Annotated in this window: 17 protein-coding genes; 15 read left to right on the top strand and 2 right to left on the bottom strand. The window is 47.1% G+C overall.

Annotation, left to right across the window (positions count from 1 at the left end):
• Positions 1 to 25: 25 nt before the first annotated feature.
• From Q3C19_RS08180 to Q3C19_RS08160, 5 genes are all read left to right on the top strand, one after another.
• Positions 26 to 1678, top strand: a complete 1653-nt coding sequence (locus Q3C19_RS08180; RefSeq protein ID WP_302728492.1) for a PCMD domain-containing protein — start codon at positions 26 to 28, stop codon at positions 1676 to 1678.
• A 32-nt stretch (positions 1679 to 1710) separates the two neighbouring features.
• Entirely contained in the window at positions 1711 to 3819 is a 2109-nt protein-coding gene (locus Q3C19_RS08175; RefSeq protein ID WP_302728490.1) for a DUF4493 domain-containing protein, read from the top strand.
• 7 nt (positions 3820 to 3826) lie between these two features.
• Positions 3827 to 4534: a DUF4493 domain-containing protein gene (locus tag Q3C19_RS08170; RefSeq protein WP_302728488.1), complete on the top strand. Its 708-nt coding sequence runs from the start codon at positions 3827 to 3829 to the stop codon at positions 4532 to 4534.
• Between the two features lie 339 nt (positions 4535 to 4873).
• Positions 4874 to 5365 (top strand): DUF4251 domain-containing protein, encoded by a 492-nt coding sequence (locus Q3C19_RS08165; RefSeq protein ID WP_071148076.1) that lies wholly within the window; start codon positions 4874 to 4876, stop codon positions 5363 to 5365.
• A gap of 198 nt (positions 5366 to 5563) precedes the next feature.
• A complete protein-coding gene (locus Q3C19_RS08160) occupies positions 5564 to 6250 on the top strand; it encodes a hypothetical protein (protein ID WP_071148077.1) in 687 nt (228 codons plus the stop codon).
• 23 nt (positions 6251 to 6273) lie between these two features.
• On the opposite strand, the gene Q3C19_RS08155 is transcribed toward Q3C19_RS08160, so the two are convergent.
• Entirely contained in the window at positions 6274 to 6930 is a 657-nt protein-coding gene (locus tag Q3C19_RS08155) for a DUF2490 domain-containing protein (RefSeq protein ID WP_071148078.1), read from the bottom strand.
• Positions 6931 to 7016: 86 nt separating this feature from the next.
• On the bottom strand, positions 7017 to 7919 hold the full coding sequence (locus Q3C19_RS08150; protein ID WP_302728485.1) for an NAD(P)-dependent oxidoreductase: 903 nt from the start codon (positions 7917 to 7919) through the stop codon (positions 7017 to 7019).
• A 230-nt stretch (positions 7920 to 8149) separates the two neighbouring features.
• Between Q3C19_RS08150 and Q3C19_RS08145 the strand changes: the two genes are divergently transcribed.
• The 10 genes from Q3C19_RS08145 to Q3C19_RS08100 all read left to right on the top strand — a co-directional run bounded on the left by Q3C19_RS08145 (position 8150) and on the right by Q3C19_RS08100 (position 22196).
• Positions 8150 to 9319 (top strand): DUF418 domain-containing protein, encoded by a 1170-nt coding sequence (locus tag Q3C19_RS08145; RefSeq protein WP_302728483.1) that lies wholly within the window; start codon positions 8150 to 8152, stop codon positions 9317 to 9319.
• 215 nt (positions 9320 to 9534) lie between these two features.
• A complete protein-coding gene (locus tag Q3C19_RS08140; RefSeq protein WP_022163845.1) occupies positions 9535 to 10110 on the top strand; it encodes a helix-turn-helix domain-containing protein in 576 nt (191 codons plus the stop codon).
• Positions 10111 to 10402: 292 nt separating this feature from the next.
• Positions 10403 to 12439, top strand: a complete 2037-nt coding sequence (locus Q3C19_RS08135; RefSeq protein WP_302728481.1) for a polysaccharide lyase family 8 super-sandwich domain-containing protein — start codon at positions 10403 to 10405, stop codon at positions 12437 to 12439.
• 80 nt (positions 12440 to 12519) lie between these two features.
• Complete coding sequence (locus Q3C19_RS08130) at positions 12520 to 14166, top strand: AMP-binding protein (RefSeq protein WP_302728479.1); 1647 nt, start codon at positions 12520 to 12522, stop codon at positions 14164 to 14166.
• A 461-nt stretch (positions 14167 to 14627) separates the two neighbouring features.
• On the top strand, positions 14628 to 14798 hold the full coding sequence (locus Q3C19_RS08125; protein WP_277120725.1) for a hypothetical protein: 171 nt from the start codon (positions 14628 to 14630) through the stop codon (positions 14796 to 14798).
• 213 nt (positions 14799 to 15011) lie between these two features.
• A complete protein-coding gene (locus Q3C19_RS08120) occupies positions 15012 to 17564 on the top strand; it encodes a hypothetical protein (protein WP_302728476.1) in 2553 nt (850 codons plus the stop codon).
• A 71-nt stretch (positions 17565 to 17635) separates the two neighbouring features.
• Positions 17636 to 18130, top strand: a complete 495-nt coding sequence (locus Q3C19_RS08115) for a TlpA disulfide reductase family protein (RefSeq protein WP_071148084.1) — start codon at positions 17636 to 17638, stop codon at positions 18128 to 18130.
• Positions 18127 to 19692, top strand: a complete 1566-nt coding sequence (locus tag Q3C19_RS08110) for a DUF6029 family protein (RefSeq protein WP_071148085.1) — start codon at positions 18127 to 18129, stop codon at positions 19690 to 19692. Before Q3C19_RS08115 ends, Q3C19_RS08110 begins: the two co-directional genes overlap by 4 nt.
• Positions 19693 to 19711: 19 nt before the next feature.
• Positions 19712 to 20884, top strand: a complete 1173-nt coding sequence (locus tag Q3C19_RS08105; RefSeq protein WP_071148086.1) for an Omp28-related outer membrane protein — start codon at positions 19712 to 19714, stop codon at positions 20882 to 20884.
• A 19-nt stretch (positions 20885 to 20903) separates the two neighbouring features.
• On the top strand, positions 20904 to 22196 hold the full coding sequence (locus Q3C19_RS08100; protein ID WP_302728473.1) for a zinc-dependent metalloproteinase lipoprotein: 1293 nt from the start codon (positions 20904 to 20906) through the stop codon (positions 22194 to 22196).
• Positions 22197 to 22275: the final 79 nt, after the last annotated feature.

The following is a 22275-nucleotide window of genomic DNA, read 5'->3' as shown; positions in this document are numbered from 1 at the left end:
CCAACGATCAAGAAACGAACGAACTATGATAAAGAGACTCTTCTGTTATATATGCTGCGTACTGGCACTAACCGCCTGTGCCATCGAGAACGACATTCCCTACCCCATCGTTGACGGAAGCATCCAGGACTTTGAGGTAGAAGGACAATGCGGCCCCGACGGCAGCGGAAGCCAGCAAGCAACGATTGATAAAAACGCACGTACCGTGAAACTGTATGTGGACGACTCGGTCAACTTGTCAGAGCTGCGCATTACCAAACTGACCGTCAGCAACAATGCCACGCTGGTGCCCGACTCTACCCTCTGCCACAACTATGCCAAGTTTCCGACCGTAGGCTTCAGTTCGCTGGACGATATTCCCATCTCGTCGGATACCCGCATGGACTTTTCGAACTCCGCCACGATCGTCCTGCGCACTTATCAGGACTATGCCTGGAGCATCAGCATCGAGCAGGTGATAAAGCGCGACATCGTTCTGGAAAACCAGGTAGGCAACGCCATTGTGGATGACATCAACCGGAATGTTATCATCTACGTGTCGCACGAACAACGGCTCGACCACATCAAAGTGACTTCGTTCAACCTCGCCGGCCAGCACGGCACGGTATATCCCGACCCGACTGCCGATGCCTACTTCGACTTCTCCGAGCCGCGGACCTTCTTTGTTTCGTATGGTTGGGAAGAGGTGAGCCACCAGTGGACCGTCTATGTCTATCAGACCGACGAAAACGCATCGGGGCAGATAGACGTCTTCTCAAGAGCCACAAGTGCCACACTGAAAGGCAGCATACAAAGCGGCAAACAGCCTGTAGTGGAATACCGCAAATTGACCGACAGCAACTGGACTTCACAGCCTTCGGCCGACATCGCCATCAGCGGAACCAACTATACGACCGACCTGCAACAACTCACTCCCGGCACCGCATACGAATGCCGTGTCAGCATCGACGGCACCGTAGCAGGCACGCAGACGTTCACTACTGCACCCGCAACTCCACTGACCGACGGCAGTTTCGACAACTGGCATCAGGAAGAAAAACTGTGGAACCCGTGGAGCTTGGGCGGAACTTCTTTCTGGGACACCGGCAATAAAGGAGCCGTCACCATCAGCGACAGCAACTCCATCCCCACCAGCGAAACCTGCAACGGAAGCGGACTTGCCGCCTCGCTCGAATCGAAATACCTTGTCCTGAAGTTTGCGGCAGGCAACATCTTTACGGGCAGTTATGTGAAAACGGTAGGAACCAACGGTGTGCTGAGCTTCGGACGGCCTTTCGCGTCGTTCCCCAGCAAACTGCGCATCAACTATAAATACACTTCGGCCACCATCGACAAGGTGGGAGAAGATGCCCTTTCTTATCTGAAAGGACGTCCCGACTCGTGCCACATCTACATCGCACTGACCGACTGGGACGAACCACTCGAAATCCGTACGCGCCCCAGCGAACGCCAGCTGTTCGACAAAGCCGACTCGCACATCATCGCATACGCCGAACTGATACAAGGTTCCAGCACATCGGCCTACCAGCAGAAAGACCTTGTGCTCGACTATCGATACACCAACCGCACACCGAAATACATCGTCGTGGTGGCCAGTGCCAGCAAATATGGCGATTACTTCACCGGCGGAGTAGGCAGCAAACTGTGGTTAGATAATTTTGAACTGATTTACGAGTAAGTATGACAAAAGAGAATAGAAGAACCATCACAATGAAATATATCAAGGCTTTATATGTGGGCTTCATCGGCTTGCTGCTGGCAGCCTGCCAGGCGGAGCAGTGGGAAGGCATGGAGGGCGGTTTCCAGATATCGTTGGGAGAAGACGTGACCGTAACCACCAAAAGCACTCCCGCCGAACTGGGCAAACCTGTAAAAGAACAATTTTCACTGAAGATTGTGAAAGAAAGCACCGGCAGCACACTGTACGATGGCATCTTTACTTCGAACCAGATTCCTGCTTCGGCCGGACTTTACACCGTAACGGCCACCTATGGTGACAATCCTTTATTAGGACTGGACACTCCTTATTACAAAGGAGAAGAGGCAGGAGTGGAAGTAACCGAAGGAGAGACCCGGACAGTAAACCTGAGCTGCAAAGTGGCCAATGCACTGACCAGCGTGACGTACGACGAGCCCGAGAAGTTCGATGCCCTGTTCTCCTCGTACGGTCTGAAGGTTTCTGTGGGCAATCAATTCGTCACCATCAGCAAAGACAATGCACAGAAAAGTGCCTACTACCGTGCAGGTACCATTCCGACCTTTCAGTTCGTCGGTACCCTGAAAGACAACAGTCAGGCTGTATCTATGACATTGGAAGATGACAAGCTGAAGAATGCCGACACCTTTGGCGCTGGCAAGCATTGCAAACTGACGCTGAAAGTGAAACCCGCCGCCTCCGGAGTCATCCTTACCGTAGCAAAGGTAGAGGTGGAGAATGTGACAATCTCGGAGACGATACCAGTGGAGTGGTTGCCTAAACCCAAGATAGAAGCCGAAGGATTTGAGGGGAATTCGTTGTCGTTTGCCGAGACCGAAAGCAAAACTGCAACTGTCAAGCTGAACACAGCAACAGCATTGCAAGACCTGAAAATCAAGTTCAATTTTGCCGATCCGCAATTTGCAGCATTCAATCAGGAATACCAGCTTTCCACACTCTCTGAAGACACCCGAAAGGATTTAGAAGAAAAACTGGGCATCACACTGCCTGCCATAGGCGATAGTTCCCCCAGCATACAGTTGGACAATCTGATAGCCAGACTACAGACCAATGCCGGTGAAGCGACTGCCAACACCATTGAGCTGGATGCACAGGCCAACGGCCGCTGGAGCCATGAAGACGCAGAAGCTAATCGTAGCTATACATTGAATTGCAATAAGCCGGAGTTCAGCGTATCCGTAGATGCCAGCAACTGTTGGTCCAGAGAATTTACCATAAACGACATCACGGTAACAACGGGAAATGCAGAAACCATCAAAAACAATTTAATATATCAATATTATAATGGAACGGACTGGATAGAATGCAGCACACGAGACAATCAAAAAGGACGCGTCCAACAATTTGATGAAGCTGCAGAAGACATATCCCAAAAGAGCTATCGAGTACGTGCTTTGTATCGGGGAGCCATAGCCTCAACAGAAGCCGAAGCGACATTGGAAACTCCGGAACAATTACCGAATTCGGGGATGGAGGAATGGCATGAAGAAGACCAAAGTAACAATAAAAACTTATGGTTCCCTTATACACAAGAAGCTACAGGATTTCTTTGGAATACAAACAATACAGAAACCACAAACTATAGAAGCGAATCATATTGTTCAACATCATCTGTAAAACAAACGACCAATAAACACAGCGGAACATACGCTGCCTGGATAAGAACTGTCGGACATGGCATTGCAAATACAAGCGTAGGATCTCTTTGGGGAATAAATGGCTCAATCACAGGTGACCATACTATAGGGGAATTATATTATTCTAATCCATTTATTGTTCGTCCAACAAAGCTTTTATTCTACTACAGCTATACACCAAACGGAGATGATGCAGGAGTTATAGAACTAAAGATCGAAAATCAAGAACAAGGCATTACACTATTTGAAACAAGCCAAGCAATCTACAGTAGCAACGATGCTTTATACGAGTTGCCAATTAATTATACAGTAGAAAATGCTGTTGCTACTCATTTGACAATAACTTTTAAATCTGGTTCTAAACATACAGATGTAATACCAGCTAAAGTGCGTGGAAACGGAGCAAACGAACATTACGGCAGTGAACTCTACATCGACGACATCTCCCTCATCTACGACAAATAACAGACATATGAAACGAACATTATATACACTCATTTCGCTCCTCCTGCTGATAAGCTGTCAGCAGGAAGACGTACTGACCGAAACGGGAAAAGGCTATCTGCAATTAGAAAGCCTTACCCTCGGTTCCGTCACCGCGGAAAACATCGTCACCCGTGCCGTTGAGGAAGACCTGTACATCAAGATCTCCAACGGAACTGATGCGGACAAAGTCTATGCGCCGGGAGAGTTTCCCCAAACCAAGGTGGAACTGAATGCCGGCTCCTATACCCTCGAAGCCTACAACGAAGCTTACCTTACAACAGGAGCCGATGACCCACGCTATTATGCCCGGACAACCTTCAGCATCGAGTCCGAGAAAGTAAGCTACATCGACTTGCAGGTACCGATGATCAACGTTGGCATCAGCCTGGCACCGTTCAGTGACGAACTGACTGCCTTATTCTCCAACCCTACGCTTACCGTATATACAACGGACTCCGGCGCTACAAAAACGCTTGATCCCGGCCAAACCACCTACTTCGACCATACGGACAACATGACCTTCACCTATACACTGACCGCCACCAACACCGACGGGGAAACCTTCACAACAACGCCCCAGACTTATGGAAACAACGACGGGCAAAGCGTAGAGCCGGGCCACTGCTACATACTTAACTACTCACTGGCCGACACCCGCCTGCAAGCTGCCTGCACCGGAACTACATCGCGTTAATACCGTCCGCGAGCCATAGCCATCCGAAATTCGCCGTGTTTCATCTGAAGTACCACGACAGGTATTTTTTCATTTGCCCCCTCGTCATTTTTTCCCAGTTAGGAAAATATTTTTTTCTAACTGGAGAATTATTTTTTCCTAACTAGGAAAAAATAATTGCAAGACTGGTTGCTCACGATTCATGTAACAGGCTGATAGTTAATATCCTTTTTTATAGCGTATTCTATTGCTAAAACATTCCAATACAAACCTGTATCTGCTTGTATTTTCAAGGCGAATCGTTATCTTTGGTTTGCCGAACTCATCAGTAATAACAAACGATATAAAAAAGAAAGCCTTATGAAAAAATCCTTCTGCATCATTCTTTTTACTGCGGCCGTTTGCTTTCCGCTTCATTTATCCGCACAAAAGGACAAACAAACCGAAAAGGTACGCAATGAACAAGCGGTCAAGAAAGCCATTGATGAACGCCATTTTCGCATTGATGTCAACTACATGACCCCTACACGAGGGCGAAGCCGTGCACTAACGGATAGCTATAGTCTGGAAGTACGCAACGACTCTTTATTTTCTTACCTGCCTTATACGGGCGAGGCCTACAGCATCCCTTACGGAGGAGGGAAAGCACTAAACTTCAATGCCCCCATCCAGACGTACGAAACAAAAGAGAAGAAACGGGGCCGTAAAGAAGTCAAGATTACTACGAGCAACGAAGAAGACAGTTATACCTATTCTGTAACAATCTCTTCAAACGGTTCGGCATACATACACGTACAGCCCATTCGACGTCAGCCAATCTCCTTTAGTGGACAAATAGAACTTGAAGAATAGCCAATACGCTTCATTCTAGAAACAGATGTACATCAAGCAAAACAAATATTCTATTGATTATCAGCAATATGTATTTCAAAGATGTACATCTGTTTTTTTGTTCTGACGAACGATATCCGCTAATTTTGCAAACGAAAAGCCAAAGCTAACACAGAAAGAAGTTACAACTATAATAGCGATTCATAACCACCCTTAACAATGAAAAATAAACTTTTCTTTTTCATACTCTTCAACTGTGTGTGCCTTGCTCTGCCTGCTCAGCAACGGGAAAAACGTCCGTTCTGGAAGGTAGAGCTGGAAGGCGCACTCAACAATTACGATGCTTGGGAAGTGGAACCCTCCATCACATTTCTGCCCATACAATATGCTGGCATCAGCCTGGGATTGCTGTTTACACAACCTTATCATGATGAAAGCATCAGTGGATTCTCGCAAAACCAGCAATTTCTTTGGAGCAGCACAACAGAGCACGCTGCCAGCTACTTTCTAGCTCTGCGTCCCAGCCTCCAACTGAATACTCCCAAACTATGGGTGGGACGTGACAAAGACTATGCCCTTTACCTCTCCATATCTCCCGGACTCACCCTGCCCTTATCTGCCAACAACGAGTTCAACATCGACTACTATCCCAATCAGACAGGCGTATGGACGGCCGTTCGTCGCGAGCACGTCAGCAACAAAGGTGCCCGTACCGTCTACTACCACCTACGTACGGCTTTCTCGCTGGAAGTGGACAACGGACTCATCTTCTCGGTCGGATATACCTGCTCCGACTTCGACCTCTTCGGCGGAAGCCGGAACATCGTCATCGAAGGAAGAAAAATAGACTTACCCAAGCACAAGTTGATGCACTCGGTATCGGTAAGTCTGGGATATCGTTTCTGATCTACATAATATTTGCTACAGTGTCAGAACCGATAGATACACTCTACTCCAAAAATATTTTTGCTGCCGTCCCGTTCCCACTGCCGACAATAGAAAGCCTCTGCCTCCCATCGCTCTGCCAGAGGAAAGCTCAGACCAGTGCGATAGCGCATACGCGCCACATCAAAATGCTCGCCGCGTCCCAATCCGTTATACATCTCGACCGAGACATAAGGTTCCAACCGGCAACGGGCTATGTCGTAAGCCACTTTCAGTCGAGAACGCAGACGAAATTCTTTCTCTTCGGCACTGAATGTATGCTGAAAACGCTCACGCAACGACAGCTTGACGCGCTGTATCCGATGTGAAAGTGTGCCGTCTACATGATAGCGGTGACGAAACTTCCAGCCGGCTTCCTCCAGATTGCGGTAATGCACTTCGTAACCGGCACCTACCTTCAAGAAGGGCAGCAGCTTGTATGAACCACCTACGTCAAGTCCCCAACGGTCAGTCATACTCAAATCGTCTTCGGTACGCCACTCCAGATTACTTGACAACGTCAGCTTCGGCAAAACCTCGTATTTCACTCCCAACTTTGCCCAAGTGGTATTGTCCACATCCTGTGCAGCAATCCGTATTGTCAGCACCTGCAATAAGAGAAAGGCAATAAGCCCTATGCCATATTTGCTATTGTTTTCCATTATGGTGTGTTCACTTACTTATCTAAAACATTGTTTTCCCTTTACAGATTGCAAACATACAGGGCAATTTTGGAAAAAATCTGAAATTACAATTGTGCAAGAACTGTTTCTACATTCGCTATAGCTTTTTTAGACAAACGTTCCACACTCTGCATCGATTTTCCCGAAATGTAGGGTGTATAAAGCACATTGGCATAGGGTGTCAGCAAATCTTTCAACTGGCCCATACCTGTAGCATCGCACAAATAAAAACTGTTTGGACATGCCTTGAGCCAATGGCAAAGAGCCTCTGCCTGAAAAGTCGGCCCGACGGAAGTATTCACCAGAATCTTACGGTTTCCCAGCAGATTGAATTCACGTTCACCCAGCAGATAATTGTTGCGGGGAAGGCAAGTGCATACAATCTCTGCTTGCTGCAACAGTTCGTCAAGCGACAAATAAGTCATGCCTACAGCCTCTGCATCAGACTTACGGGTACGACTGTAATAACATATGTCAGCTCCCAGAAAACGTAAAGCATCAGCCACCATACGGCCGGTCTTTCCAAGCCCGATAATACCGATTTTGCGGCCGGTAAGTTCTGTACTCTGATCCAGCCAGAATACTCCTCCGAAACCATGCAGCAAACGAACCAGTTCGCTGATAACGTATTCCACCACTCCTTCGTCGCCATAATCCTTCACACCCAATACCGTAATGCCCCTCTTGCGTGCTTCGACCACATCGACATTGCAACTTGCCGGATCATAAAGAGTGCAGCACATTCCTATGTAGCGCAGACCAGGACAAGCATCAAGCACATTCTTTCTCACCGGTGTCCGAAACGACACCAACAGGCAGTCGGCATCTCCGATCCGGCGTATTACCTCTTCCTCTTCCGAAGGAAAATCGTGATACATCACTACTTCCTCTCCCAGTTCATGCAACCGTTCAATAGCCGCCGTATTCAACAGTGTTTCGTCAACTCCTACAATCTTCTTGAATTTCATCTGTAGACTTCTTTTATAGGTTAATATCCATAAGGTTTTCTTTTCATCCGAAAGCAAACTATACAGGACTATTTGTCCCGCCAACACTCCATCTGTTTCCGGCTCGAAACTTCTCTTTTGCAAACCTACACATAAACATCGGTTTATGAAACTTTTTTCCGTATCTTTGCCGCCAATTGAATTAAAATCCGGGCTAAAAGCCTGTTTAACTTTTATCGAAACAACAAATTATGGAACAACCGACAGGAAAACACGCCCGGGTAGAAGTGGCCGACGTATTGCGCGGACTGGCCGTTATGGGCATCATCTTGCTGCACAGCATCGAACATTTCAATTTTTATTCATTCCCCGACACCGCCGGACAAAGTGCCTGGCTCGCCTTTACCGACAAGGCTGTCTGGGACGGGCTTTTCTTTCTGCTGGGCGGAAAGGCTTATGCCGTTTTTGCACTGCTCTTCGGATTCAGTTATTTCATTCAATACGACAACCAGCGAATGCGCGGTCATGACTTCCGTCTGCGCTTCTGCTGGCGACTGATATTGCTTTTCCTCATCGGCAACCTGAACGCTATGTTCTTCACTGCCGAAGTACTAGTGCTTTACTCGTTAGTAGGATTCATTCTGCCTCTGACCTGCAAGATGAAAGACAAATGGATTTTTATCCTGGCCTGCATCCTGCTCATACAGCCTCTACCTCTTTATTATACCCTGCGTGCCTGCTTCGATCCGGCTTTTGTAACTCCAGCACTGCCTACGGGTGATTTGTGGGGAGCCACATTCGAAGTACAAAGCCATGGCACTTTCTGGGAAACAGTACGTGTCAATCTGTGGGAAGGGCAACTTGCCAGCCTTGCCTGGGCATGGGACAATGGACGTGTATTCCAAACAGCTGCCCTCTTCCTACTCGGATTTCTGGCAGGAAAACGCGGTCTGTTCCTGAAAGAGAACCTGAAAATCTGGAATAAAGTCCTCTGTGGTTCGCTTTTAGCCTTCTTCCCCCTCTACGGATTAGGAAACATGTTACCCGGTTTCATCGACAACCCTTCTATCCGTACTCCGCTGCTGCTTATCATTTCTTCTTTATATAAGTTTGCCTTCATGCTCCTGCTGGTGTCGGCTATACTTTTCGCCTACTATCGCACCCGCCTGCAACGGCGTCTCGCACAGATTGTCCCTTACGGACGCATGAGTCTGACCAACTACATTACTCAAAGTATCTTCGGTTCCCTGTTGTTCTATAACTGGGGACTCGGACTGCACGATGATCTGGGCATCACAGCCAGCTTCCTGACAGGAATCCTGCTGTTTATTCTTCAGTTCAGCTTCTGCCGCTGGTGGATGGCACACCATTCGCACGGCCCGATGGAGTATCTGTGGAAACGTGCTACATGGCTGAAATAAATATTCACCTTTTTCGCATAAATAGTTGTAATAAGCAAAAGTTTATCTTATTTTTGCGTTTTAACTACATTAACAATGTAATTCAGAAGAAAGAAAAAAGAAGGAATATTGTAACTTCCTGCTTGGGGAAAAGTAAGAATATGATAGTTCTCTTTTATTTCCTTTCTTCTTGGATTTCCAATTCAGATAAATAACTTTTAAACCAAAATATAATTATGGATACAAGCAAGATTGTAGGAGAAAAGATCAAATCACTCCGCGAGAATCAGTCTATCAGTGTAGAAGAACTGGCTGAACGTTCTGGCCTTGCCGTAGAACAAATTGAGCGAATTGAAAACAACATCGATCTGCCTTCGCTGGCGCCACTCATCAAAATTGCACGTGTATTAGGCGTACGTCTTGGCACATTCCTTGACGATCAGGACGAAATGGGTCCTGTAGTATGCCGCAAATCGGAAGCTACCGACTGCATCAGTTTCTCGAACAACGCCATACAGAGCCGTAAACATATGGAATATCATTCACTGTCGAAATCGAAAGCCGACCGTCATATGGAACCTTTCATCATTGACGTAGCACCTACCGAAGACAGCGACTTTGTACTTTCCTCACACGAAGGCGAAGAATTCATCATGGTCATGGAAGGAACTATGGAAATCAGCTACGGGAAAAACACCTATCTGCTGGAAGAAGGTGACACAATCTACTATGATTCCATTGTACCACATCACGTACATGCCTACCAGGGACAAGCTGCCAAGATTCTGGCCGTCATCTATACTCCGGTATAAAATGTGCGGAAGGATGTATCGGAACAGAAAAGAACGGATATATTCATATTTTCAGGTACGGATTACATGGGTATCTGCGGATAAACTTATCCCCCAACTTGTAATCCGTACTTAAAAGTTTATTGAGCCTTTTCTGCCTTCCTTTTTCACGTTAACCTCTAGCCACTCATTACATATGCATCTGCACAAAATTACATCAGGTATACTACTATTATGTTTGGTTGTTATCAGCGGCCGTATTTCTGCTCAAGACTCCGACCTAATCCGTACCAAAAAAAACTTTATCCAATTATTGGGAAACACCGGACAAGAGCAGCTGAACGCAGTGCTGGAAAAACTGCCACGAGAAGAAAGCGCTTCTGACCAGATGGTAGTGGAACTTTTCCAACGCCAGGCTTCACAAGCGGCATCCATCCCAAAATATATATCCGAACAGACAGAAAACGGCACCTGGCCAGACATTAACTATCAGGACCAAAAACGTTCGGGATGGGAACCGCGCGTCCACACCGAACGCATTCTGGAACTGACCAAACAATACACCTCGCCAGAAAGCCCTTATTACCATTCCAATAAAGTCGAGGCTTGTATCCACAAAGCACTCCATTATTGGTTCACAGCCAAACCTGTCTGTCCGAACTGGTGGTACAATCAGATCGGAGTTCCGAAAACACTGGGCAATGCTTTCCTGTTATTCGAGCCACAACTGACAGCTGAAGAACGTCAAAGCGCCATTCAAGTAATGGAAAACGCGCGTTTCGGCATGACAGGACAAAACAAAGTATGGCTGGCCGGCAATGTGCTGGTACGTGCCCTGCTTCAGGAAGACAAAGAACTGGTACGACAGGCACGCGACACCATCGTATCCGAAATCGTAACGGGGCAAACCGAAGGCATACAGCCCGACTGGAGTTTTCACCAGCATGGCACGCAACAGCAGTTCGGCAATTACGGACTGGCTTTTCTGGCAAGCATGAGTTTTTACTCAGGCGTTTTTGCCGGAACTTCAATGACCTTCAGCGATGAACAACTGGAAATCCTCCGTCAGCTTATTGATAAAGGATATCGCTGGATATTGTGGAAAGGCCAAATGGACATCAGCGCACTGGGCAGACAATTTTTCCGTGAAGGGCAAACCCACAAAGGTCTTTCTACCGCTTTTGCGGCGACCGAACTGGGAGGAGGCATGTCCGAATCATGCAACAGCACCGCCCGCGCTTTGTGCAATGAGAACTTCCAACTTCATTCAAGAAATGATCTGATTGGGAATAAACACTTTTTCTGTTCCAACTATACCGTACACCGCCGCCCTACATGGATGGCCACCGTAAAAATGGCTTCGAACAAAGTCATCGGCACAGAAACACTGAACGGTGACAATATGAAAGGTTTCTATTCGGCCGACGGAGCCACTTATGTGTACACCGACGGACACGAATACCTCGACATTTTTCCTTTGTGGGATTGGCGGAAGCTGCCAGGTGTCACCGCCTTCGAAAGCGATGCTCCTATACCAGTGGTCAAAGGCAACCGCCCGCGCAATAACGCAGACTTTGTAGGCGGTCTATCAGACGGACAACAGGGAATGACTGTCATGGATTTGAACCGTGCCGGACTACAAGGGCGAAAAGCATGGATTTTCACCGACAACTATATACTATGCCTCGGAGCAGGGATAGAGGCCGACAGCACTTTGGCCGTAACTACCGCTATTGAGCAATGCTACAAACGCGATAACTTATATTTCTTGAGCCCCGATGGCAATTGGCAAGTCTTAACAGGAAGCGATACCCAAAATCAGACCAGCGAAGTACGCTATTTCCATCATCACACAGGTTACATCGCCTGGAACGAAAAACTGAATGTAACAGCTACAACCGAAAAGCGTACAGGACAGTGGCACGATATCATGCAGATGTATCCTCGCGAAAACGTAAGCGGCGAAGTAATGCAGCTCTGCCTGAATCACGGAACAGCGCCGAAGAATGCTTCTTACCAATACCTGATATTACCCGATTCCGACCGTCGGCAGACTGCCCTCTTCGATCGCCATTCCATCCGTGTGCTGCATAACGACCGCTCATTGCAGGCTGTTATACTCGAAAACGGAACCTGCTGGATGGCAACCAGTCGCCCTGCCACTCTGAAGTTGCCGGACGAAACAATCGTAGAAGTCCTTACTCCTGGTATCTACAAAATAGCTCCAAGCAAAAACGGGAACTACACCGCTTTATGGACTTCACCTTCCCGACAACATACACAAGCAGAACTGCACATTGGGAAAAAACAACTCATACTGACAGATACATATCAAATAAGTAATCTTTAAGTCTATAAACGGATGTTTATAAGCTCAATAATGAAAAAACGAAATACTTATAAATGAAAAACGAATAAAGAAAAACGCTTATGTTATACGAACGTACCCTCGGCCAATGGCTGGAACATTGGGCCGAAACAACACCCGACAAAGAATACATCGTTTATTCCGACCGAAATCTCCGCTTCACCTGGAGCCAGTTCAACCACCGTGTTGACGACATGGCCAAAGGTCTCATCGCCATCGGTGTAGAACGTGGTACTCACGTGGGCATCTGGGCCGCCAATGTGCCCGACTGGCTCACATTGTTATATGCCTGTGCCAAGATAGGAGCCGTCTACGTTACCGTAAATACCAACTATAAACAAGCCGAATTGGAATACCTCTGCCAGAACTCGGATATGCACACCCTGTGCATTGTCAACGGTGAGAAAGACAGCGATTTCGTGCAGATGACTTATCAGATGCTCCCCGAACTGAGAACCTGCCAGCGGGGCCACCTGAAAAGCGAACGCTTCCCACACATGAAAAACGTTATCTATGTAGGGCAGGAAAAGCACCGGGGTATGTACAACACATCTGAAATTCTATTGTTGGGCAACAACGTGGCCGACGACCGACTCAATGAGTTAAAGGCACAGGTAACCTGCCACGATGTCGTAAACATGCAATACACCAGTGGAACCACCGGTTTCCCAAAAGGCGTAATGCTGACCCATTACAACATAACCAACAACGGTTTCCTGACAGGAGAGCACATGAAGTTTACTGCCGATGATAAACTTTGTGTCTGCGTACCTCTGTTCCATTGCTTCGGTGTGGTACTGGCCACCATGAACTGTCTTACGCACGGATGTACTGAAGTGATGGTAGAACGTTTCGATCCGCTTGTCGTACTGGCTTCCATTCATAAAGAGCGCTGTACGGCCCTATACGGCGTGCCTACCATGTTCATTGCCGAACTGAATCATCCGATGTTCAACCTGTTCGACATGTCAAGTCTGCGTACGGGCATCATGGCCGGCTCTCTCTGCCCTGTAGAACTGATGAAACAGGTAGAAGAAAAGATGTTCATGAAGGTAACCAGCGTATACGGACTGACAGAAGCAGCACCCGGCATGACCGCCACCCGCATCGACGACTCGTTCGAAGTGCGCTGCAACACCGTAGGCCGCGACTTCGAACACACTGAAGTGCGTGTCATCGACCCCGAAACAGGCGAAGAGTGCCCCGTAGGCGTACAAGGCGAAATGTGTAACCGTGGTTATAACACCATGAAAGGATATTATAAGAACCCAGAAGCAACGGCCGAAGTAATAGACAAGAACGGTTTCTTACACTCGGGCGATTTGGGTGTGAAAGACGAAGACGGGAACTACCGCATCACGGGCCGCATCAAAGACATGATTATCCGCGGTGGCGAAAACATCTATCCGCGCGAAATCGAAGAATTCCTTTTCCAGCTTCCGGGTGTGAAAGACGTACAGGTAGCAGGTATCCCCTCGAAGAAATACGGTGAAGCCGTAGGAGCTTTCATCATTCTGCACGAAGGAGCAGACTTGCACGAAAGCGATGTACGCGACTTCTGTATCGGCAAAATCTCGCGTTACAAGATTCCTAAATACATCTTCTTCGTCAAGGAGTTCCCCATGACCGGCAGTGGTAAAATCCAGAAATTCAAATTAAAAGACCTGGGACTCCAGCTCTGTAAGGAACAGGGTATCGAAATTATCTAAAACATATTACTTTTACAATTATCAGGAGGGAATTCGAAACATCATAAAAAAAGTGCTTCGGATTTTCTCCTTCTTCTAATACAAGCTAGTATACAACCTATCCACACCGGCTTTTCTATTAACAATAATTAGTATATCCCATACAATCCTTTATTATATATAGCATCAAGATTAATAGCAGATCAATCTACTAATTACCAACAATATAAAATATAAAAATGTATTGTCTATATTCAGAGCGAAGTTCATAGGGATAATCATTCCCATATTTCCATTTATTCAATAAATCTGCAAAAAATATACGAAATCATATTATTTACGCGAATCAAATAACGTTCTGTAAGCAAAAAATGCAGTTTATATTAAAATAAGTTCTGATTTATCATCACTAATCAAAAATAATACCTATATTTGCCGAAAAAATCAGAAACAAGCATAAAATTAACAATAAATTAAAAAAAATGTGGACTGCAAAAGAAATCCTGTCGCAAGCTATATGTTGTTATACATTGGCAACAGCCAATTATACCTTCAACAAACGGCAGGTAATGCACAAAGAAGCAGGAGAAAATTTATACCGCAATCCCATCCTTCCTAACAACTTCATGTTGTCACCTGTTCCTCCTTTTTAATTCAACAGATACCAAATTTTAAAAAAGTATTTTTTTGAATTCTTTGTGTATTTCAAAAAGGCTTTCAGACAATTGCTATTTACTAAATACATAGCAAGAGAAAACGTCTGTACATACATCGCAGCTATTACAGGATTTTGCATTCCTGCCAAATAGTATGCGTTTTTACCCTGACCATATTTATTTACAAATTAAACTAACAAACTTAATTTTATGAGAAAATTGTATCTATGTTCATTCCTGATAGGCTTTTTTGCGCTGGCCTGCGGAATGTGGAGTTGCTCTGATGACGACTCCAACAATGGCGACACTACAGTAATCGAAGTAGAAACTCCAGCTTCTGATGCTATATTCGCCACCTCTGCTACTTTCAACCTAAAAACAAAAGGAGCAGAATCATATGTATATAAAGTAATAGAAGGTAGCAATGCCGCCGAACCGGATCCTGTAATTGCATACGCAGAAGCTCAAGAAAATGGTACGATTGTCACCGTAACCGGAGACACTGCACAAGAGACTGTAACTGGTCTGGAAGGTAACAAAACGTATACTGTATTCTTCATTTTCAAAGTAGGTAACGAATACAGAATCCTCTCACAAACAATCACCACCCCCAACTATTCTCAGATGGTGACTATTGTCAAAACAGACATGTTTTCTACAACTTTCCATGTAGAGGTTCCTGAGGATGTATATTACATGATCAATTTCGTTGATTATGAAACATACATTAACTACCAGATGCAATTCGGTCGTAACGACGTAGACTGGACAGTTGCCGGATTCGGCATGCAAAGCCCACGTTTCAAAGGTCCTCAAACTATTACCGTAAAGAACGGTGGCAATGCCTACGAAGGAGCCTTGAACGAAGCTGATTATCCCGCAGATGCTTATACCTATTCTATTTATCCCGGTACTGGCTATGTACTTTTTGTAAGCCAATGCGACGAAAACGGTTCGACTGACAATTATGTAGAATATAGCGAAGGAGAAGGCGGTGATCCCGGTATCCTTCTTTCTACCCTGCCCAACGTAAAACAATATACAGAAGAGAAACCTTCAAGCGAAAGTTTATCATTCAACGGACTTTACGCCAAAACCATGTTCTTCACCAAACAAGCTGATAAAGGCGCAGGTGAAGTGATGGTTAACATCGACCGTATCACAGAGCAGACCGCCCTCCTTACCCTGACCCCGACAGAAGATGTCATGCAATATGCAGTCGTACTGGTTTCTGACGATGACAAGCAGTTATATCTCGACTTCTTTGGTGGTGAAGATGGCTTACAAGCCTCACTGATAATTTACGGTAGTATTTATGACGGCGTACAGCAACTCCCTTATCCGATCGAAAAAGGCAAAAGCTATACACTTTACATCACAGCTATCTACAACCAAGAAGGTACCGTACAGTCATTCCATACACTGGAAGGCATTAAAGCCATTGAATCAGACAAACCTGCGGTAGAACTGGAAATCACTCCGAAGCAAGTCAGCAACCCGTATCAGGTATGCTTCAATATTAAGGCTCCCAACGGAGATTGTGCTGCATTCAAATACCTGTGTAACTACACGAAAGACTGGTATCCGACTTTGAACGGTCTGACAGGTACCGACCTGGAAGAAAATGTTGCCAGCTTGGTTTCCATGTATGGAAAAATGGTTAGCGATGCAGAGGTAATGACAGGAATCAATAGTCCGGAAGGTTACGACCTGTATTTCAGTTCTATAGATGAAACAGAAACATGGTTGGTTCTGGAATCTTACAACGTAGACGAAAAGACGAAACTCTTCTATCAGGAAGAAGGTTGTCGTACGACATCGGCGGCTCTGACTCCCGAAGAACCCGTCAACAGCCAGCTGTTTAGCAAACTCCTTGGTAACTGGACAGCTACTATGGAAAGTGCATATGGCAACGGCACAGTTACAATGCCTGTCACTATCGCAGCAGGCCCCGAACAAGTGTCTACACTCCCCAGCGACGTGAAAGAAGAACTGGTGAACTACTTCATCGCTTCTGGTAAAACGCAGGAGCAAGCCGAAGAAATGGTAGAAAGTAGCTTCAACGAATATAAAGACAGAGCCGCTTACTACACCCAAAAGAACAAAGACCAGAACTGCCTGGTTGCTACCGGATTCTCATACGACGAATGGAATGCGCCTCTCGCCACTTCCTGGGATTTGTTCCAGTCTACCGAATATTCAGCATACAGCACCGACGAACTCTTCCGCGACTACGGTCCCAAACTGTTCTTCAAGATAGCCAAGGATCAGAACGGTAACGACAGTGTATCCGTCATCACAACCCGTTACGCTGAAAACGGTCAGGACTTTTTGCGTTATGTTGACCCTGTAGCCGATTGGTACAGCACACTGGTACTCTACGCCTACAACAAGGAGAATGCCGGCAACTACTATAGAACCGAGTTCCCGGTTGAAATTTCCGATGATATGAATACCATCACCATCAAGCCCGTAGAGCAAGACGGTCTGTTCTATTCACCTGGATTTGCCATTGAATACATGCCGAACTTTCCGTCCTGGAGTTTCCCCACGACAGAAACAGGTATCGTGCTGACACGTGCAACAGACGAAGACGCCCAAGCCGTAAGCCGCAGCGTTTCCGAGATCAAGACACCGAAGGTATCAGCTCGCAGTGGCAACCACTTCCGCAGAACACGTGCTCCTTATGATTACGTTGCCAAGAAGAGTGTCAAATGTGAGACATTCTCCCTAGACAACCTGAAAAAGGACTTAAAAAAATAATTCAATTTTTAAACCCATAAAAACTTCTATGGAAGGATGATCTTCCATAGAAGTTTTTAATATTTCCAACTATGAATAAATCATTTATCTGCTCATTATTCCTCTTCTTGTTGCTGGCCGTTTCAGCTTCTGCACAATCTGTATGGCCCGACGTCAAGGTAGAAAACGAAAAAGGGGAACAAGTCAATACACAAAAGATTCTTGGTGGCAAGCCTGCCATCGTTTCCTTCTGGGGTGTCACCTGCAAACCTTGCCTGACCGAACTGAACACCCTGAACGAACTTCTGGACGAATGGAGAGAAGAAGTAGACTTCAACGTCATTGCCGTCTCCATCGACGACAGCCGCTTCACAGCACGTGCCCGCTCCATGGCTCAGGGCTACGACTGGAATTTCATCTGCCTGTTCGACAAGAATCAGGATCTGAAGCGTGCCATGAACGTAACCCTCACACCACATACCTTCGTTATCGACGGTAACGGAAAAATCGTTTATTCGCACACTGGCTATACACCGGGTAGTGAATACGAATTGTTAGAGCAACTTAAAGCAATCGCCAAACAATGAAAAAACATCTGCTATTTCTACTGCTGTCAGCCTGTGCTGCCACGCCCGAACTGTCTGCCCAAAGCAAAGGACACCTGAGCGGAAGCCTCGAATCAAACAGCATCTACTACGTAAAAGACAACAAACTCGGATCGGAAAACAGCGTTTATCCGGAAGACCACTTCGGAAGCAACAATTACCTGAAGCTGGACTATACTCAAGGCAAATTCAGTGCTGGGGTTCAGTTGGAAGGCTATCTGCCTGCCTTACAGGGATACGACATTGGTGTCTATGGTGACAAGAAAGCTATTCTAGGTATCAAATATGTAAACTGGCAAGACGATAACTTTTCCTTCCGGGCCGGAGACATTTTCGAACAGTTTGGTTCGGGAATGGTATTCCGTAGCTTCGAAGACCGCACACTGGGTATCAACAACTCCATCGAGGGTGTGTATGGTTCGTACAACTATAAGAACTATATCACCGTAAAGGGACTCTACGGACGTCCGCGCCTGTATACCGACTACGCCGACTCCTGGGTACGAGGCGGTGACTTGAGCTTGTCCATCGACAACCTGGCCGGCTGGACAGAAACATTCTTCAGCATCGAAGGTAGCTTGGTAAACCGCAACGAAGAAGTGCCCGATGAAATGGCCGGCGTCGCACGCCCCAACGTAAACATGTATTCAGCACGTGCCAACTTCGACTGGAAAGGCCTCAACGCCCGCGTAGAATACGTAGGCAAAAGCAACGATATTTCGCCCGCATTGATAGGTACCACCGACCAGGGACACGGACTGCTTGCCGAACTGGGTTACAGCCATAAGGGATTTTCCGTACTGGCCACCTATCGCGAACTAAAATACATGAGCACTAAACTGTCGTACACCGGTAACGGTACAGGAAACATTCTGAACTATCTGCCCGCACTGACCCGTCAATATACTTACATGCTGGCCAACCTGAATCCCTACCAGAGTAACGGCGAAGGCGAACGGGGCGGACAGGTGGACATCTACTACTCCCTGCGCAACAAGAAAAACCGCAGCCAGTACTGGAACTTCCACGCCAACGCTTCCATGTTCTACTCGGACAAAGCTGTTACCAAAAAATCGAGACTGCTGTGGCGCGACATCAACGGCGACGTTGAACGTCAGTGGAACAAACAGTTCAAGACCACCCTGCTTGTCTCGGTACAGGAATGGAGCCCCACACACGGAATGGATGACGTGACTTACGCATCGAACATCGTTGTACTGGACGGTCTCTACAAGTTCGACCGCAAAAAGTCGCTCCGTGCCGAAGTGCAATACCTCTACTCACAGGATTACGAGAAAGATTGGGTGGCCGGACTGGTTGAGTTCAGCCTTGCGCCCCGCTGGAGTTTTTCGGTGAGCGACATGTACAACCTGGGCACTACCAAAGTGCACTACTACAGCGGCTCCGTCAGCTACACGCAAAAGAACACACGCCTGCAACTGAGCTACGGACGCAACCGCGCCGGATATGTATGCTCGGGAGGTGTATGCCGATATACCCCTGCCTATACAGGAGCCAACTTGACATTAACCACTTCATTTTAATTAAAAGCAAAAGAACATTATGAAAAAATACTGGAATTTACTGACCTGTCTGTTCATTCTGGCATTCACCGCCGCATGTACAGGCAACTCGGGATCGGACGATCCAACAGACGAAGGCAATGGCGAGGGCACACTGACGCTCAAGGCATCCGCCGCCTACATCGAGAACAACGGAACAGACGCCGCCGTCTTCACCGTATTGAAAGGTGACAAAGATGTTACAGACCAGGCTGCCATCTACCAGAAGAAAGGAAGCTCCTTCGAACAGTTCAGCGGCACAACATTTACTTCGACCACTACTGGTGAATACTCTTTCTTTGCCAGCTACAACGGCGAAATGTCGACCACAATCACTGTGACCGTAATCGGAGGGATGCTTGAACTGCCTGCCGATCCGCAACCTGCCAAGTTCGACGGATTCAAACACCGCATCCTTGCCCTGCAAGGCACAAGCCTTGGCTGTACTTACTGTCCGATGATGATTGCCGGACTGACTGAATACGAGAAAACCGAGGAATACAAAAGTACTGTAGTGGCTGCCGCACACGGCGTTATGTCGGGCGACGATATGATTTCCACTTATAGCAACTCTGTACTGAAAGAAACAGGTATCTCCAACTCCGGCATCCCGGCACTGCTCTTCAACCTGCAATCAAGTAGCGAAATCATGGGTATCTTTGGCTCTGATTCTCCAGCCAGCGTATGCGGACGTATTCAGTCTGAAGCTCAGGAACAACTAAAAGCAACTGCCAACACTGGCATCAGTGCTGCCGTATCGGGCACAGAAGCATCGGGCAGCCTCAGCGTTACAGCTTCTGTCAAGGTAGGCCAAACCGGAAAATACCGTGTATCTGCCTGGGTGGTAGAAGACGACATCTATGCCAAAGGACAGATGAACGGTTACCCGTCGTTGGAAGAAACCTACGACTTCACCCATCACAGCAACGTACTGCGCTGCATCTCATCGACCAGCCCCATCACAGGTGGCAACCTGGGCGGTAAAGAAGAGTGCCAGGCAGGCGAAACACAGATGTTCGTACACGAGTTCGACCTGAACAGTATGGACATCGAAAATCTGTCCAACGTACGTGTACTCATCATCGTATCGCGCAACGCAAGCGGTTCGCGTTACACTGTGGACAACGTTATCAGTTGCGGTGTAAACAAGTCTGTAGCATTCGAATATGAATAAACCAACAAACTGACGAAACATGAAACTGAAATATCTGTTCCTGCTGCTCACAATGACCTTGTGCTTCAGCTGCTCCGACGACGATGTAACGCCGGCGCTAACAATAGATGAAACCGAACTGACTGCCGAAATCGAAGGCAGTCAGTTCGAAATAACCGTAACAAGTACCAGCGCATGGACCGTATCGGCCGCACCAGCATGGGTAGAATGGCAGGTAAACGAATCGCAAACCCTGCTGACGCTGACCGTGGACGAAAACCTGAATCAGGACAAACGTACGGGTACAATCACCCTGACCAACGAAGAGGGTATCAATCAGTCCATCCTTATTGAGCAAGAAGCCTACACCTATAGTGCCAACCACCACTACAAACTGCCTGTCGTCTTCCACGTACTCTACTGGAATGCCAACAACCCCCAGCACTACATAGAAGCCGGACACCTGCAGAAGCTGATTGACCGCGTGAACCAATACTACCGCGAGTGCGGAGTAGACATGAACCTGGAGTTTGTCATGGCTACCGAAGATCCCGAAGGTAACCGCCTGGAAGAACCGGGTGTGAGCCGCGAAAAGTGGCAGTACACCACCATGGACTGCACCTCGTTCATGGGTAGTGGCGACGCCAAATACAAGTCGCTGTTATGGGACACAAGCAAATATGTCAACATCATGCTCTACAATTTCTCCGACAGTCAGATTTTAGGTATCTCGCAATTCCCCTGGTTGCCCGAGCCATATGAATTAGAAGGCATCAGCATTGCCAAAAAAGGAGCCAATTTAGCAGATAACCCTTATCCGCAATGCGTGTGCATCAACAACAAGTACATCTACGACTTGACCAATGATGACGAAGCATACTCTGTTTCGGACATAGGCGTAACGCTGGCACACGAGCTGGGACACTTCCTGGGTCTGTATCATGCCTTCAACCAGTTGAATAACGGCAATACGAACACCAGCCAGGATACGGATTATTGTACGGACACACCGCCTTACAACAAGTACCAGTACGACATACGTCTCACAAACTATCTGACCTTCAACCCTGCCATCACATCCAAGTCGTCCGAAGCCTATCAGACGTACGTGATGCGTACCAACAGTCAGACCGGCCAGGAGTTCCGCTCTACCAACATCATGGACTATGCCATCTCCGATGCCAACAGCTTCAGCGAGCAGCAGAAGGAACGTGTAAGATACATCCTGCAACACGCCTTGTTCATGCCGGGTCCGAAGGATTATACCGGTACAGACTTCACGGCTACGAAGGGTGCTTCCGACTTCCAGTTCACACCGAACTACATCGAATAAGAAGCATACACGAAACCAGTCTGACAATCATATTATAAAAGCAACGGCCACCAACTGCCCCGCCCGGATTTTACATCCT

Source organism: Bacteroides sp. ET489, from assembly GCF_030518095.1.
Classification (GTDB): domain Bacteria; phylum Bacteroidota; class Bacteroidia; order Bacteroidales; family Bacteroidaceae; genus Bacteroides; species Bacteroides ndongoniae.
The sequence above is the reverse complement of the archived record's forward strand: the minus strand, read 5'-3'. Positions and strand labels throughout refer to the sequence as shown.